We start from the raw sequence: 15,617 nt of genomic DNA on the forward strand, positions 1-15,617 counted from the left end.
TGATATAATGTTTAGTTGTATAAGAGGAAAAGAAAGAACTTTTAGAAATTTAATAAATGGTGAATGGGTTAGTAGCTCAAGCGAAAAATTTATAGAGATATATTCACCAGTTGGAAATTGCTTAGTAGGAAAAGTTCCAGCAATGACTACAGAAGAAGTCGATCTTGCTATAAAAAGTGCGAAAGTAGCTCAAAAGGCGTGGAGAGATGTTCCAGTTAGTAAGAGATCAGAAATATTATATAAAGCTGCTGATCTATTGGTAGAAAAAGTTGAAGATCTTTCTGATATAATGATGAGAGAAATAGGTAAAGATAAGAAGAGTGCTGAATCAGAAATATTAAGATCAGCTGATTATATAAAATTTACTGCGGATACAGCAAAGAATTTATCTGGAGAAAGTATACCAGGGGATAGTTTCCCAGGATTTAAGAGAAATAAAATATCATTAGTTACTAGAGAACCGCTAGGAGTAGTGTTAGCGATATCTCCATTTAACTATCCAATAAATTTAGCAGCATCAAAAATAGCACCTGCTTTGGTTGCAGGTAATTCTGTAGTTTTAAAGCCAGCTACGCAAGGTAGCTTATGTGGATTATATTTAGCCAAGGTATTTGAGCAAGCAGGTGTTCCGGCTGGAGTATTAAATACTGTTACAGGAAGAGGTAGTGAAATAGGAGATTATATAGTTACACATCCTGAAATAGACTTTATTAACTTTACAGGAAGTACAGAAGTTGGTACTAGGATATCAAGGATAACAACAATGGTTCCATTACTTATGGAACTTGGAGGTAAAGATGCAGCAATAGTGTTAGAAGATGCAGATTTAGATCTTGCAGCATCTAATATAGTTGCTGGAGCGTATTCTTATTCAGGTCAAAGATGTACAGCTGTTAAAAGAATTTTAGTTGTTAATAAAGTAGCTGATAAGCTAGTTGAAAAAGTTAAGGAAAGAGTTGAAAAATTAAAAATAGGAAATCCGTTAGAAGAAGATGTAGATATAGTTCCACTAATTGACAGTAAATCAGCTGATTTTGTTTGGGAACTTATAGATGATGCAAGAGAAAAAGGTGCTCATTTACTTGTTGGAGGAACTAGAGAAGAAAATATGATTTACCCAACTCTTTTTGATAATGTAACAACAGATATGAGATTAGCTTGGGACGAGCCATTCGGACCAGTATTACCTATCATAAGAGTTAAAGATAAAGATGAAGCTATAGAAATTGCTAATAGATCAGAATATGGATTACAATCATCTGTATTTACTGAAAATATAAATGAAGCATTCTATGTGGCAGATAGATTAGAGGTTGGGACAGTTCAAGTTAATAATAAAACTGAAAGAGGACCAGATCATTTCCCATTCCTAGGAGTTAAAGCTTCAGGGATTGGTACTCAAGGAATTAGATATTCAATAGAATCTATGTCAAGACCAAAGGCAACAGTAATTAATTTAGTTAGATAATCTAATTAAAATAGAGGAGTGATAAAATCACTCCTCTATTTTATTATATAGTTTTTATTAAAGGGAGATATACTATATCTCCCTTATGTTCAAATATTAAATATTTAAAGCTGAATCTATAGCATTTTTATCAAAACCTACAATAATTGTTCCATTTATATCTAAAACAGGAACTCCCATTTGTTTTGATTTGCTAATCATTTCATCTCTAGCAGTCATATCTTCTTGTACATTTAAATCTTCAAATTCAACATTAACTGATTTTAAATAATTTTTTGCTTTTACGCACCATGGACAAGAATTTGTACTATAAACTTTAACCATTGGATAAACACTCCTTTGCTATTATCAATAGATAATTAATATTGTTTAATATAAATTTTACACCATTTCACCATCAAATACAATAAATATCCTGTATTTTATTAAAATAAAGAATATGGTATTATATCAATGGGAAAATATAAATAAAATTCACTTTATAATATTTTGATTTTCTAGATTTGAGTTAAGAATCATATTATCTAAAGAATTGTCCGTAGAGTTAGACAAGAAATCTTCAGATAAATTTTTCTTATTATCATCTTTTATGATATTTCTAGATTGAATATTAGAAAAGTATGTTTTATTAATCATAAAATCATCTCCTTGATGGTTTATAAGATTATTTTTTGCAAAATTTTAATTTTTATAACAAATTAAATAAATTACACAACTGGTCTAGACATCTATAACGATTTTTAATATAATATTGATAGGAGGCTTAATAATGATAGATAAAAGTAGTCCAATTCCAGTTTATTATCAACTAAAAAATGATTTAATATCAAAAATATCTGAAGGCGTATGGAAGCCGGGTGAATGCATAGCGAGTGAAAGAGAGCTATGTGAAATATATGGTGTTAGTAGAATGACTATTAGACAAGCAATAGGAGAATTAGTGCAAGAAGGTGTTCTTTTAAGAATTAAAGGTAAAGGAACATTTGTGTGTGAACAAACTTTCAAGCAACAAGATATGATGAGCTTTACAGAGATAATAAAGCAAATGGGAAAAAAGTTAAAATCTGAAGTTGTTGAGTTTTGTAAAATAGATACTCCAGAGCACCTAGCAGATATATTTTCTTTAGATGAGATATATAAAATTAAAAGAAAGCGTATAGTTGATGATGAATGTGTAGCATTAGAGACAGTCTTTATACCTGTTGATTACTGTGGGTATATTGATGAAGAAATGCTAAATGGCTCATTATTTAAGATATTAGAAGGCTTTGGTTATGTAGTTGATTATTCACAATCTTCAATAGCATCAGTAATAATGGATGATGAATTAAAAGGAATGTTTAGTGTGGATAAGCAAGTACCTATGTTAAAGATTATAAGTAAGACTTATGATCATAATAATAAAATGATTTTCTTAGAAGAAGCAATATATAGATCAGATAAATTTATTTTGCAAGTTAATATATCTAGACGAGAGGGGAAAATACGATGAAACTTATAATAACTAAGAATTATGAAGAGTTAAGCAAGGAAGCGGCTCATGAAATGGCTAAAGTAGTAAAATCTAAACCTAACGCTATATTAGGCTTAGCAACTGGTGGTTCTCCAATAGGAATGTATAAAGAATTAATCAGAATGAATAAAGAAGGGGAAATAGATTTCTCACAAGTTACGACTGTTAATTTAGATGAATATATAGGATTAAGTGGAGATCATCCTCAAAGTTATAGATACTTTATGAATGAAAATTTATTTAATCATATTAATATTGACAAGAACAATACTTATGTTCCAAATGGGTTAGCTGAAAATATAGAAGAAGAATGCATAAGATATGATTCTAAAATAGCTGAGTTAGGTGGTACAGATCTTCAATTATTAGGCATTGGCAACAATGGACATATAGCATTTAATGAACCAGATGAAGAACTAGTATCAGGAACTCATTTAACAGGATTAACAGAAGATACTATAAAAGCAAATGCTAGATTTTTTAACTCAATAGATGAGGTTCCTACACAAGCTTTAACTATGGGACTTGGTGGAATAATGAAATCAAAGAAGATAATAGTTATAGCAAGCGGTGAAGGAAAAGCAGAAGCTGTAAAAGCTATGGTAAGTGGAAAGATAAGTACAAATATGCCAGCATCAATGCTACAAATGCACAGAGATGTTGTTGTTATAGTTGATGAAGCTGCAGCAAAATTATTGTAATATGTATCTTTATATATAAGAATATATAAGAATTTTTAAGAATTGTAATACTAGAAGTAGATTACAATTCTTTTTTTTATAATCATTGATTGGTTTTATAATATTGTTATGATATATTAAATATAGTAATTTTAATAATTGTGCAGGTATAAGTTTTATAGGTTAAAATATATTAATTATGGGCAATGCTTAACTAGAGTCAATATATAAGTTACAATAAATATCTAAAAATTTAATGAATATAAAAGTAATTTATAGTATACAAATTAAGTTATTGTTTTAGTAGTTTATATAAAATATGAAAAGATTTATTGATTCATATTGCTCTAATCTAAGTATATTAATTAAATAGTATTATTAATTTTAACTGTGTAGATTATTGAATTAAAATATATACTTAAATTAAAAATATATAATATATAAATGTTATAGTAGACTTAATACTATACTGGCATTTATGTATTTAATATAGAAAATTAATAAGATTGGTAGGTAAATTTTATGGCTAAGATTAAATCCATGTTTGTTTGTCAAGAATGTGGATATGAGTCTCCTAAGTGGTTAGGAAAATGTCCGGATTGTAATAAATGGAATACATTAGTAGAAGAAGTAAGAGAAACTCAAAAGGAAATAAAAAGTAAAATAAACACTGTTAGAGTTTTAGATAATATGCCTAAAAGTATAGGACAAATTAAATCAGGGGAAAAACAAAGATATGATACTGGTTTAAAAGAGCTAAATAGAGTTCTAGGAGGAGGATTAGTAAGAGGATCATTAACATTGATATCTGGAGATCCTGGGATAGGTAAGTCGACTTTATTACTACAAACAGCAAATTCAATTTCAAAATCATATGGAAAAGTATTATATGTTTCTGGAGAAGAGTCAGAGGAGCAAATTAAGATTAGAGGGGATAGGTTGGGCGTGAATGCTGAACAGCTATACATTTTATCTGAAACTAATCTTGATTTAATAGAGGCATACATAAATGAATTGAATCCTGTTTTCGTAATAATTGATTCTATACAAACTGTTTATAAAGAGTCAGTAACTTCTGCTCCAGGAAGTGTATCACAAGTAAAAGAATGTTCTAATGCAATAATGAGAATAGGAAAAAATCAAAATATACCATTGTTTATAGTGGCGCATGTTACTAAGCAAGGGGAACTTGCAGGGCCAAGAGTTCTTGAACATATGGTTGATACAGTGTTATATTTTGAAGGTGAGCGTACTGAAGAATTTAGGGTTTTAAGAACTATGAAAAATCGTTTTGGAACAACTAGTGAAATTGGAGTATTTGAAATGGCTGAAGAAGGATTAAAGGAAATATATGATCCTTCGAGAATATTCTTAGAGGATACTAACTTTAATCAAGAAGGCTCTGCTGTTATAGGAATAATGGAAGGAACTAGACCTATACTTGTTGAAATGCAAGCATTAGTAAGTGAAAGTAATACTCATATGGCTAGTAGGACAGCAGTTGGAATAGATAATCAAAGGTTAAGGCTTATACTTGCTGTGTTAGAAAAAAAGTTGAAAGTTCCATTTTACAAATATGATGTATATGTAAATGTAGTTGGAGGTCTTACTTTAGATGGTACTACTGGGGATCTTGGTCTAGCATTAGCGTTGTTATCAAGTGTAAAAAACACAGGCTTTAAGTTAGAAAGAATGGTCATTGTTGGTGAAGTTGGGCTTACTGGAGAAATAAGGCCAATTTCGTCCTGCGATAGGTTAATTAAAGAAGCTGAAAAAATGGGTTTTAAAAATGCTATAATTCCAGAAAGAAACAAAGATAAAGTTAGTAGTAATACTACAAATATAATAGGAGTAAGTAATTTAAGAGAGGCTATTAGTAAGATATTCTAGTGGATTAGGTGAGTGTATGAGGATAAAAGATGATGAAGAAATAAAAAATATATTAAAGCTTATGAGTCCAGGAACTGCTTTGAGAGAAGGATTAGATAATATATTAAGAGCTAAAACAGGGGGATTAGTTGTTATTGGTGATGGTGATGAGGTGATGGATCTTGTTGATGGGGGATTCAATATTAATTCAGAATATTCACCAGCATATGTTTATGAATTAGCTAAGATGGATGGTGCTATTGTATTAAGTGGAGATTTAAAAAGAATCATTTGTGCTAATACACAACTTGTACCAGATCATACACTTACAACATATGAAACTGGAACCAGGCATAGAACTGCAAATAGAGTAGCAAAGCAAACTGGCAATATAGTTGTAGCAATTTCTCAAAGAAGAAATATAATAACTATCTATAAAGGAGATTTGAAGTATGTACTTCAAGAAAGTAGTATAATACTTGCGAGGGCAAACCAAGCAATACAAACACTAGAGAAATATGTTAATGTTCTAGAGAGAGTGATAAATAATTTAAATTTATTGGAGTTTCAGGATTTGACTACTATTTTTGATGTTGTAACTGCAATACAGAGAACTGAGATGGTTATGAGAGTTGTGGAAGAAATACAAAGATATATAGTTGAACTTGGAAATGAAGGAAGACTTATTTCAATGCAACTTAGTGAACTTATAAGATTCATAGAAAGAGATGGGATTTTATTAATAAGGGACTATTGTAGGATGGATATGGATTATAACGAAATATATAATGAAATTCAAATGCTTAGCTCAGATGAATTAGTTGATTTAGATCTGATTGCCAAGGTTTTAGGATATTCAGGAGCATCATTAGTAGATTCCTTAATTTCACCAAAGGGCTTTAGAATTTTATTTAAGGTTCCAAGAATTCCTGTATCAGTAATTGAAAATTTAGTAAAACATTTTAAAGAGCTTAAGTATGTTATTGAAGCTGATACTGATGAGTTAGATAAAGTTGAAGGAATAGGTGAAGCAAGATCAAAAGCTATTAAAAATGGGCTAAGAAGAATAAAGGAACAAATATATTTAAAAAATGAAATTTAGTAAAATTATGTATAAAAGTAAAACAAATAGATAATAATACAAAAGCAGGCTTTCTGACCTGCTTTGAGTTTATCTAAGTGTAAATTTACCTAGAATATTCATTTTATTTTCTTCTTTTAATAATATGTCATATAAGTTTAAATCTAAGCAATTACATAAAGAAGTAAGATAAAATAAATTGTTTCCGATTTCATTTTCAATAATATCGCGACAATTATCACAAAGTTTTCCTTCAAGATGATTATTTAACGAATAATTAAAATTATTAATATCATCATTATTGGAAGATATGTTTTCTTGTTTTTTAGCTGATATTTTAATACAACCACAATTAGTCACAGCCTTAGCTAGTGCTCTATTGACTCTAGCACTAGATTCACTATATTTAGTTACTATATCTAGAATGCTCTTATGACGTAGTAATGATTCATTGACATCATTTTGAAAATTATCAAAAATTATATCTTTCATATGCCTCAACTCCTTAAAAAAATTATGGCTGTTTTTAAAATATAATTATTTTTAGTAAAGTTAATTATTTGCCTAACTTCAATATAATGATATCTAATATGCTTGTATTTTTATAGGGGGTATTTTAAATTAATAAGATTTTAAGAATTCTTCATTTTAGATAATACCTTTATATGGTATAATGATATAAACTTCTAAGGAAGTATATAGATGCATAAAATTTAAAACAATAATACAGGGAGGTGACATTATGTTAAAAAAGATTATAAGAGTTATATTTACTATAATAGGATTTATTAGTGGATATATCATTAGTGGAATGCTACTAAATATATCTATTTTAAAAGAAATGTCTTTTTTATCTAAACCAATTGCAATCATATCATTACGTATTATTTTAACTTTATTATTTGGACTTATATTATATTTTGTTTCACCACGTATTTATGACTCTATTGTTAAAGTTATTGAATATATTGAAAAAAATATCCAAAGACTTACGGCGGCGGAACTTCTTTATGGTGGATTAGGTGCATTAATATCGTTAATACTAACGTCTCTTATAGGACTACCATTAAACCGTATAGATTTATATGGCTTAGGTCCAATATTATTTGTGCTTTTAAACTTAATATTTGCAATAATATTTGCTAGTATATTTGTTGAAAAGAGGGATGACATATCAAATATTCTTGTAAACCTAAGGAAAAATAATGTTAAAGAAAAGAAATCAAAAGTAAATGCAAAAAATAATCCAAAGGTGCTAGATACATCTGTAATAATAGATGGTAGAATTTTTGATATATGTCAAACAGGATTTGTTGAAGGTCCATTAGTTATACCAAGCTTTGTTTTAGATGAACTTAGGCATATCTCAGACTCAGCGGATTCTCTTAAGCGAAATAGGGGAAGAAGAGGGCTTGATATATTAAATAAAATTCAAAAAGAACTTGAAATTGAAACTCAGATTTGGGAAGGTGATTTTCCAGAAATACAAGAGGTTGATAGTAAGTTATTAAAGCTTGCACAAACTCTTAAAGGAAAAGTTGTGACAAATGACTTTAATCTAAATAAGGTTGCTGAATTCCAAGGCGTACCTGTTCTAAATATAAATGAATTAGCAAATGCAATAAAACCTGTTGTTCTTCCTGGTGAAGAAATGAAGGTTATTGTTGTTAAGGATGGTAAAGAAGCTACTCAAGGAATTGGGTACTTAGATGATGGAACTATGATAGTTGTAGAAGGTGGAAGAAGATTCATGGGAGAACAAATCGTAGTTATAGTAACATCTGTACTACAAACAGCAGCTGGAAGAATGATATTTGGAAAACCAAAAGAATAGAAGCGAAAGAATAGTAAGTAGGTGTTTATATGGTAAGTGCTATAATTTTAGCAGGTGGAAAAGGTAAAAGAATGGGTGCTAAAATTAGTAAGCAGTTTATAGAACTTAATGGCAAACCAATTTTGTATTATACCTTAAAGAAGTTTTCTGATTGCGAGGAAATAGATAAAATAATCTTAGTTTTACCTAAAGACGAAATAGAATATTGTAATAAAGAAATATTAGAAAAGTACTCTTTAAAAGTTGATATGATAGTTGAAGGTGGAAAAGAAAGACAGGATTCAGTTTATAATGCATTACAAAAAATAAATGATTCTGAGATTGTGCTTATCCATGATGGAGCAAGAGCGTTTGTATCTGAAAGAGTTATAAAAGATGGTATAAAGTATGCAAAGCTTTATGGAGCGGCAGCACCTGGGGTAATGCCAAAAGATACTATAAAAGTTGTTGATGAAAATGGGTTTTCTGATTCAACTCCAGATAGAAGTAAATTACTTGCAATTCAAACTCCACAAACTTTTAAGCTAGAAGTAATAAAAGAGTGTCATAATAGAGTTAAAGAAAATAATATTAATGTTACAGATGATACAATGGTGGTAGAAATGTATAACCATAAAGTGTATTTATATAAAGGTGAATATACTAATATAAAGGTGACTACCCCTGAGGATTTAATACTTGCAGAAAAGCTAATATAATACATAGTTTATTATATTGACATAAGTTTTAGTAGAATATATAATTAATTAAGCTAAAAATTAATAGTCTTAAAACAGTGAAGAAGAATAGTAAAATCCGCCTTTCAGAGAGAAAATTCATGGGCTGTAAAATTTTCAATAGGATTTGAACCAGCTTTGGAGTTATAGGTAAAAACTATCGGTTTAATACCGTTATCATTTTCGAGAACAAATTTAGGTGGTACCGCGATATAAGTTCGCCCTAAGCAATTAGGGTGGGCTTTTTTTATTATTTATAAAGATACACTAATAACAAGAATTGAAAAATACATATAAAATAATAACATTAACAGGAGGAAGCAGAAATGAAAATGTCTAATATGTTAATATCAACATTAAGAGAGGTTCCAGCAGAAGCTGAGATAGATAGCCATAAATTAATGCTAAGAGCTGGAATGATAAGAAAAATGGCATCAGGTATATATAATTATATGCCTTTAGGATTAAAGGTTTTAAAAAATGTAGAGAATATAGTAAGAGAAGAAATGAATAATGCAGGTGCACAAGAATTCCTAGCTTCAGCGGTTTTACCTGCAGAACTTTGGCAAGAGTCTGGAAGATGGGATGTTTATGGGGAAGAAATGTTTAGGCTTAAAGATAGAAATAATAGGGATTTTTGCCTTGGACCAACTCATGAAGAAGTATTCACTGACATTGCAAGAAATGAAATTAAATCATATAAGCAATTACCAATAAATCTTTATCAAATACAAACTAAATATAGAGACGAAAGAAGACCAAGATTTGGTGTTATGAGATCTAGGGAATTTGTAATGAAAGATGCATATAGCTTTGATAAGGATCAAGAAGGATTAGATGTTTCTTATAATAAAATGAGAGAAGCATATATTAAAATATTTAACAGATGTGGAATAGATGCTAAGCCAGTTGAAGCAGATTCAGGAGCAATTGGAGGATCAAATTCAGCAGAATTTATGGTGAAGTCAGAAGTAGGAGAAGATGATGTTGTATTCTGTACTGCTTGTGATTATGCAGCTAATATAGAAAAAGCTCCATCAACTGCAGAGAAAGCAGAAGTAGAAGAATTAAAAGAGTTAGTTAAAACTGAAACGCCAAATGTTAAGACAATAGAAGAACTAGTTAAATTTTTCAATACAACTGAAAAGAAGTTCGCTAAAACATTAATATTTAATGCTGATGGGAAAATAGTAGCAGTGATGGTTAGAGGCGATAGAGAAGTAAATGAAGTTAAGGTTTCAAATGCCTTAGGTGGAGTTACAAATTTAAATATGGCTACTCCAGAAGAAGTATTTAAAGCAACTAATGCACAAGTTGGATTTGCTGGTCCTATAAATATAAATGTAGATGCATTATTAGTTGATGAAGAAATTATAAACATGTACAATTTTATTGTGGGAGCTAATGAAACAGGATATCACATTGAAAATGTAAATTACGGAAGAGACTTTGATGGTATAGTTGGAGACTATAGAAATATAACTGAAGGCGAAAAGTGTCCAGTTTGTGGTGGTAAAGTAACTATCTCAAGAGGAACAGAAGTAGGTCATATATTTAAATTAGGAACAAAGTATTCAGAGGCTATGAATGCTAACTTTATTGATGAAAATGGTAAGGAAAAGCCATTTATAATGGGTTGTTATGGTATTGGAGTAACAAGAACAATGGCATCAATAATAGAACAACATAATGATGAAAATGGGATAGTTTGGCCTTTATCTGTAGCGCCATATCATGTTAATATCATTCCTGTTAATATTAAGGATGAAGAACAAATGAAAATTGCTAACGAGATATATGAAGAATTGAAAGCTATTGGGGTTGATGTAATACTAGATGATAGAAATGAGAGAGCAGGAGTTAAGTTTAAAGATTCAGACCTTATGGGAATACCAATGAGAATAACAGTTGGAAAGAAGATTGTTGATGGTGAAGTAGAATTTAAACTTAGAACATCAGAAATGGAAAATATAAAAATAGAAGAAGCTGTAAATAGAGTTAGGGAAGAGTTTGAGAAAAATAAATTATCTGTAAGATAGGAGGTAATTCGATGAAAGTTTATAATAGTTTAACGAGAAAGAAGGAAGAATTTATACCATTAACACCTGGAGAAGTCAAGATGTATGTATGCGGACCAACTGTATATAATTACTTTCATATAGGAAATGGTAGAACTTTTATAATATTTGATACAATAAGAAGATATTTAGAATACAGAGGATATAATGTTAAATATGTTCAAAATTTTACAGATATAGATGATAAAATGATAAATAAAGCAAATGAAGAAGGCACTACAGTTTCAAATATAGGAGATAGATATATCGACGAATATTATAAAGATGCTGATGGTTTAAATATAAAGAGGGCCTCTATAAATCCAAGAGCTACTGAATATATTCAAGATATAATAGAATTTGTTAGTGGTTTAATTGAAAAAGATTATGCATATGAAGTTGATGGGGACGTTTTTTTTAGAACAAAGAAGTTTGAAGGCTATGGAAAGTTAATAGGTCAAAAATTAGAAGACCTACAAGCTGGAGCTAGAATAAATGTAGATGAAAGAAAAGAAGATCCAATGGATTTTGCAGTATGGAAGGCTCAAAAGCCGGGTGAACCAGCTTGGGAAAGTCCATGGGGAATGGGAAGACCAGGATGGCATATAGAGTGTTCATGTATGGCAAAGAAGATTTTAGGTGATACAATTGACATACATGCCGGTGGGATGGATTTAGCATTTCCACATCATGAAAATGAAATTGCACAAAGTGAAGCTTTAACAGGAAAGCCATTTGCAAGATACTGGTTACATGGAGCCTTTTTAAATATTAATAATCAAAAAATGTCTAAATCATTAAATAACTTTTTAACTGCAAGAGATATATTAAAACAATACGATGCTGATATAGTGAGATTTTTAATGTTATCAGGACATTATAGAGTACAATTAAACTTCAGTGATGATTTATTAGAATCTGCAAAAGCATCAGTAGAAAGATTATATAATGCTATTTCTAATTTAGAAAACTTAATTAGTGAAGTTAAGAAAGAAACTATGGATGAAAATGAAAAGGCTTATTTAGAATCTCTAGATAAATATAGACAAAAATATATAGAAAAGATGGATGATGATTTTAACACAGCAGATGCAATTACGGCAATATTTGATCTTATAAAAGATATAAACACTAATGTATCAATAGATTCATCTAAAGAACTTTGTGAATCAGCATTAAGTTTAATAAGGGAATTAGGAAATCCATTAGGTATTCTTCAAAAGTCTACTAAAGGAAGTTTAGAGGAAGAAATAGAAAAATTAATAGCGGAAAGACAGCAGGCAAGGAAAGATAGAAATTTTGCTTTAGCTGATAAAATAAGAGATGATTTAAAAGCTAGAAATATAGTTTTAGAAGATACCCCTCAAGGAGTTAGATGGAAAAAAGTAAATTAGTCTAGAAGGCTGCAGTTGTGCAGCCTTTATTTAAAGGAGAGAAAAGTATGTTAGAGGATTTAAGAGTGAGAGAGTTTAGTAAAGAAGAAGCTAGGAGATTAAATCCTTTGCAGTTAGCTTTAATAGGAGATGGAGTATATGAGATATATATAAGAAATTTTATACTATCTAATAATACTGAATTATCTGCACATAAAATGCATGTGAAAGCAATTGGATACGTTAAAGCTAAAAGTCAGTCTGCAATAATGCATAATATAGAAGATACTTTAACAGAAGATGAATTGTATATTTATAAAAGAGGAAGAAATACAAAATCTGCAACTGTTCCTAAAAATGCAGATGTTATAGATTATAGAAATGCAACAGGCTTTGAAGCTCTATTAGGATATTTATATTTAATAGGAAATAAAGAAAGACTATATAATATATTAGAAAAATCTACAGAAATACAGTTAACATAACTAAGGAAAAGTATATAATAGAAATAAGGAGTGATCTTATATGACTAAGGGAAATAGAGAAGCTAGAATGAAAGCTAGAATGGAAAGACAAATGATCGAGGGCACACCTATTAGAGGTAAAAGACAATTTGTTAAAGAAAATAAGGAAGTGAATAATTACACTAGAGAAAATCCTTCTATTGTAAGTGAAGTGGAAACTAGAGAAGATTTAATTATAGGCAGAAATGCTGTAATGGAAGTACTAAAAAGTGATAGAACTATAGAGTGTATATATATAGCAAATGGTAATATGGAGGGCTCTATAAAAGTAATAATAAATATTGCAAGAGAAAAGGGATTAGTATTAAAGGAAGTAGATAGGAAAAAACTAGATGCTATGAGTAATGGTACAAATCATCAAGGAGTTATAGCTTTGGTTACACCATTTAAGTATTGCCAAATTGCAGATATGCTAAGGGATGCAAAGGAAAAAGGCGAAGATCCATTTATAGTTATACTAGATGAAATAGAGGATCCACATAATTTAGGGTCTATAATAAGAACAGCAGAATTATGCGGAGTTCACGGAATAATAATACCGAAAAGAAGAAATGTTGGAATAACATCTACTGTATATAAATGTTCTGTAGGAGCTATAGAACATATGAAGATAGCAAAGGTGACAAATATTAATGCAGCTATAGATGAACTTAAAGAATCAGGACTATGGGTATATGGTGCAGATATAGCAGGAGAAGAATATAGCTATCAAGTTGACTTTAATGGCCCATGTGCCATGGTTATAGGTAGCGAAGGAAGAGGTATATCTGAACTTACTTTAAAGAAATGTGATAAGCTAGTGAAAATTCCGATGATAGGAAAAATTAACTCTTTAAATGCTTCAGTTGCTGGTGGTATAATGATGTATGAAATATTAAAGGGAAGACTATTAAAATAGCATAGTTAAAGAGGTAACATGTGAAAATAATATTTGTTGATGGATATAATGTTATAAATAGTTGGCCTAATCTAAAAAAGCAAAAGGACTATAGCTTTGATGGGGCAAGACAGAGCTTGATAGATAGTTTACATAATTATTCAGTTTATGAAGATTGTAAGATAATAATAGTGTTCGATGCACATAAAGTAAATAGAAGCATTGAAAAGAAAGAAGATATAAACAGTAATATAAGTACAGTATTCACAAAGGATGGTGAAACAGCAGATTCTTACATAGAAAGAGAAGTTCATAATTTAGGTAGAAGATTTGAAGTTTATGTTGTTACATCAGATTGGCTTGAACAACAGACTATTTTTCAAAGAGGTGCAGTAAGAATATCTGCTCTTGAATTTTATAACGAAGTTATAGAAACTCAAGGAAGAATAAAAAATAAAACGTTGAAAAATATGTATTCATCTAAAAATCATTTGGGAGATAACATAGATGAAGATATCTTTAAAAAATTAGAGGCTATAAGGCGTAGCAAATAAATGTTTACTAGTATATATACTTTATATATACTTATTATAATGTATGGCTTAAAGGGGTGATATATAGTGGAGAGTACCAAAAGAGAGGTAAGCTTGTTTGTAGAATTTCAAAATAAGTTAGATGAAGAAGTAGTTGAAGAAGCAAAAAAAGGAAATAGTAGAGCTCAAGATTATTTAATATCAAAATATGAGAATTTTGTAAAGGCTAAAGCTAAGTCGTATTTTCTCATTGGAGCAGACAAAGAAGATATTTACCAAGAAGGTATGATAGGATTATATAAAGCTATAAGGGATTTTAAATCTGATAGACTAACAAGTTTTAAGGCTTTTGCGGAATTATGTATTACTAGACAAATAATAACCGCTATTAAAACAGCTACAAGACAAAAGCATATACCATTAAACACATATATATCTTTAAATAAGCCTATTTATGAGGAAGAATCAGATAGAACTTTAATTGATGTTTTATCAGGATTAAAAATAACTGACCCAGAGGAACTTATAATAGGAAAAGAACAGTTAGAACATATAGAAGGTGAAATGGCGAAAGTTTTATCTGATTTAGAAATGGAAGTACTTCAGTCCTATTTGGATGGAAAGTCTTATCAGGAAATAGCCTGTGATTTAGATAGGCAAGCTAAGTCTATAGACAATGCATTACAAAGAGTTAAACGAAAGCTTGAAAAATGTCTATATACCGAAAAATAAGTCACTAAATTCTTATTGACAAATTTTTTGAACAATAGTAAACTTTATAATTGGTATATTAAACTATAAACCATATTATGATGGCAATGCTCACGTAGCTCAGTAGGCAGAGCGTCGCCTTGGTAAGGCGGAGGTCGTCGGTTCAATCCCGATCGTGAGCTCCAATATAGTTGAACGCTCACTAGTAGCGATTATTGTAATGATAAATTGCTTTAGTCTTTGTAGTGAGCTCAATATATTACCCAAAAGCTAGAAAACGCTAGGCAAAGTTTATTACAAAGATTAAAGGAGGATTTTACAATGGCAAAGCAAAAATTCGAAAGAAGTAAACCACACGTAAACATTGGAACAATCGGTCAC

General features: G+C 29.8%; 16 protein-coding genes and 1 tRNA gene. 14 read left to right on the forward strand and 3 right to left on the reverse strand.

What is annotated here, in order from left to right:
• Positions 1 to 7: 7 nt before the first annotated feature.
• Entirely contained in the window at positions 8 to 1,468 is a 1,461-nt protein-coding gene (locus I2E83_RS14880; RefSeq protein ID WP_195430722.1) for an NADP-dependent glyceraldehyde-3-phosphate dehydrogenase, read from the forward strand.
• A gap of 96 nt (positions 1,469 to 1,564) precedes the next feature.
• On the opposite strand, the gene I2E83_RS14885 is transcribed toward I2E83_RS14880, so the two are convergent.
• Both I2E83_RS14885 and I2E83_RS14890 read right to left on the reverse strand, forming a co-directional pair.
• The gene (locus tag I2E83_RS14885; RefSeq protein ID WP_195264633.1) at positions 1,565 to 1,792 is read right to left on the reverse strand and encodes a glutaredoxin family protein; all 228 of its coding nucleotides are present in this window, start codon (positions 1,790 to 1,792) and stop codon (positions 1,565 to 1,567) included.
• 150 nt (positions 1,793 to 1,942) lie between these two features.
• Entirely contained in the window at positions 1,943 to 2,104 is a 162-nt protein-coding gene (locus tag I2E83_RS14890; protein ID WP_195430724.1) for a hypothetical protein, read from the reverse strand.
• 133 nt (positions 2,105 to 2,237) lie between these two features.
• On the opposite strand from I2E83_RS14890, the gene I2E83_RS14895 reads away from it, so the two are divergent.
• From I2E83_RS14895 to disA, 4 genes are all read left to right on the forward strand, one after another.
• Positions 2,238 to 2,960, forward strand: a complete 723-nt coding sequence (locus I2E83_RS14895) for a GntR family transcriptional regulator (protein ID WP_195264637.1) — start codon at positions 2,238 to 2,240, stop codon at positions 2,958 to 2,960.
• A complete protein-coding gene (gene nagB, locus I2E83_RS14900) occupies positions 2,957 to 3,682 on the forward strand; it encodes a glucosamine-6-phosphate deaminase (RefSeq protein WP_195430727.1) in 726 nt (241 codons plus the stop codon). Before I2E83_RS14895 ends, nagB begins: the two co-directional genes overlap by 4 nt.
• 501 nt (positions 3,683 to 4,183) lie before the next feature.
• Entirely contained in the window at positions 4,184 to 5,551 is a 1,368-nt protein-coding gene (gene radA, locus I2E83_RS14905) for a DNA repair protein RadA (RefSeq protein WP_195264641.1), read from the forward strand.
• A gap of 16 nt (positions 5,552 to 5,567) precedes the next feature.
• Positions 5,568 to 6,632, forward strand: a complete 1,065-nt coding sequence (gene disA, locus I2E83_RS14910; RefSeq protein WP_195264643.1) for a DNA integrity scanning diadenylate cyclase DisA — start codon at positions 5,568 to 5,570, stop codon at positions 6,630 to 6,632.
• 69 nt (positions 6,633 to 6,701) lie between these two features.
• Here disA and I2E83_RS14915 read toward each other — a convergent pair whose 3' ends face one another.
• On the reverse strand, positions 6,702 to 7,103 hold the full coding sequence (locus tag I2E83_RS14915) for a DUF1573 domain-containing protein (RefSeq protein WP_195264645.1): 402 nt from the start codon (positions 7,101 to 7,103) through the stop codon (positions 6,702 to 6,704).
• A 250-nt stretch (positions 7,104 to 7,353) separates the two neighbouring features.
• Between I2E83_RS14915 and I2E83_RS14920 the strand changes: the two genes are divergently transcribed.
• The 9 genes from I2E83_RS14920 to I2E83_RS14960 all read left to right on the forward strand — a co-directional run bounded on the left by I2E83_RS14920 (position 7,354) and on the right by I2E83_RS14960 (position 15,421).
• Positions 7,354 to 8,445: a PIN/TRAM domain-containing protein gene (locus I2E83_RS14920; RefSeq protein ID WP_195430730.1), complete on the forward strand. Its 1,092-nt coding sequence runs from the start codon at positions 7,354 to 7,356 to the stop codon at positions 8,443 to 8,445.
• Positions 8,446 to 8,474: 29 nt separating this feature from the next.
• Positions 8,475 to 9,143, forward strand: coding sequence for a 2-C-methyl-D-erythritol 4-phosphate cytidylyltransferase (gene ispD, locus I2E83_RS14925; protein WP_195264649.1), 669 nt, complete (start codon positions 8,475 to 8,477; stop codon positions 9,141 to 9,143).
• A 344-nt stretch (positions 9,144 to 9,487) separates the two neighbouring features.
• Complete coding sequence (locus I2E83_RS14930; protein ID WP_195264651.1) at positions 9,488 to 11,200, forward strand: proline--tRNA ligase; 1,713 nt, start codon at positions 9,488 to 9,490, stop codon at positions 11,198 to 11,200.
• Positions 11,201 to 11,211: 11 nt separating this feature from the next.
• On the forward strand, positions 11,212 to 12,612 hold the full coding sequence (cysS, locus tag I2E83_RS14935; RefSeq protein ID WP_195430733.1) for a cysteine--tRNA ligase: 1,401 nt from the start codon (positions 11,212 to 11,214) through the stop codon (positions 12,610 to 12,612).
• 47 nt (positions 12,613 to 12,659) lie between these two features.
• Positions 12,660 to 13,076 carry a ribonuclease III domain-containing protein gene (locus I2E83_RS14940; protein ID WP_008681222.1) on the forward strand — a complete coding sequence of 139 codons (417 nt, stop codon included), beginning with the start codon at positions 12,660 to 12,662 and terminating at the stop codon, positions 13,074 to 13,076.
• Positions 13,077 to 13,116: 40 nt separating this feature from the next.
• The gene (gene rlmB / locus I2E83_RS14945; protein ID WP_195430736.1) at positions 13,117 to 14,013 is read left to right on the forward strand and encodes a 23S rRNA (guanosine(2251)-2'-O)-methyltransferase RlmB; all 897 of its coding nucleotides are present in this window, start codon (positions 13,117 to 13,119) and stop codon (positions 14,011 to 14,013) included.
• Between the two features lie 20 nt (positions 14,014 to 14,033).
• Complete coding sequence (locus tag I2E83_RS14950) at positions 14,034 to 14,546, forward strand: NYN domain-containing protein (protein ID WP_195264659.1); 513 nt, start codon at positions 14,034 to 14,036, stop codon at positions 14,544 to 14,546.
• Between the two features lie 66 nt (positions 14,547 to 14,612).
• Entirely contained in the window at positions 14,613 to 15,257 is a 645-nt protein-coding gene (gene sigH / locus I2E83_RS14955) for an RNA polymerase sporulation sigma factor SigH (RefSeq protein ID WP_195264661.1), read from the forward strand.
• Positions 15,258 to 15,345: 88 nt separating this feature from the next.
• A tRNA-Thr gene (locus I2E83_RS14960) sits at positions 15,346 to 15,421 on the forward strand.
• Positions 15,422 to 15,617 lie beyond the last annotated feature (196 nt).

Source organism: Clostridium sp. D46t1_190503_E9, assembly GCF_015555225.1.
Taxonomy (GTDB): Bacteria; Bacillota; Clostridia; order Clostridiales; family Clostridiaceae; genus Clostridium.

What these genes read in the sequence shown, in the direction of transcription:
- I2E83_RS14880 (WP_195430722.1), top strand. Translation starts at nt 8, where the DNA reads ATGTTTAGTTGTATAAGAGGAAAAGAAAGAACTTTTAGAAATTTAATA.
- I2E83_RS14885 (WP_195264633.1), bottom strand. Translation starts at nt 1,792, where the DNA reads ATGGTTAAAGTTTATAGTACAAATTCTTGTCCATGGTGCGTAAAAGCA.
- I2E83_RS14890 (WP_195430724.1), bottom strand. Translation starts at nt 2,104, where the DNA reads ATGATTAATAAAACATACTTTTCTAATATTCAATCTAGAAATATCATA.
- I2E83_RS14895 (WP_195264637.1), top strand. Translation starts at nt 2,238, where the DNA reads ATGATAGATAAAAGTAGTCCAATTCCAGTTTATTATCAACTAAAAAAT.
- nagB (WP_195430727.1), top strand. Translation starts at nt 2,957, where the DNA reads ATGAAACTTATAATAACTAAGAATTATGAAGAGTTAAGCAAGGAAGCG.
- radA (WP_195264641.1), top strand. Translation starts at nt 4,184, where the DNA reads ATGGCTAAGATTAAATCCATGTTTGTTTGTCAAGAATGTGGATATGAG.
- disA (WP_195264643.1), top strand. Translation starts at nt 5,568, where the DNA reads ATGAGGATAAAAGATGATGAAGAAATAAAAAATATATTAAAGCTTATG.
- I2E83_RS14915 (WP_195264645.1), bottom strand. Translation starts at nt 7,103, where the DNA reads ATGAAAGATATAATTTTTGATAATTTTCAAAATGATGTCAATGAATCA.
- I2E83_RS14920 (WP_195430730.1), top strand. Translation starts at nt 7,354, where the DNA reads ATGTTAAAAAAGATTATAAGAGTTATATTTACTATAATAGGATTTATT.
- ispD (WP_195264649.1), top strand. Translation starts at nt 8,475, where the DNA reads ATGGTAAGTGCTATAATTTTAGCAGGTGGAAAAGGTAAAAGAATGGGT.
- I2E83_RS14930 (WP_195264651.1), top strand. Translation starts at nt 9,488, where the DNA reads ATGAAAATGTCTAATATGTTAATATCAACATTAAGAGAGGTTCCAGCA.
- cysS (WP_195430733.1), top strand. Translation starts at nt 11,212, where the DNA reads ATGAAAGTTTATAATAGTTTAACGAGAAAGAAGGAAGAATTTATACCA.
- I2E83_RS14940 (WP_008681222.1), top strand. Translation starts at nt 12,660, where the DNA reads ATGTTAGAGGATTTAAGAGTGAGAGAGTTTAGTAAAGAAGAAGCTAGG.
- rlmB (WP_195430736.1), top strand. Translation starts at nt 13,117, where the DNA reads ATGACTAAGGGAAATAGAGAAGCTAGAATGAAAGCTAGAATGGAAAGA.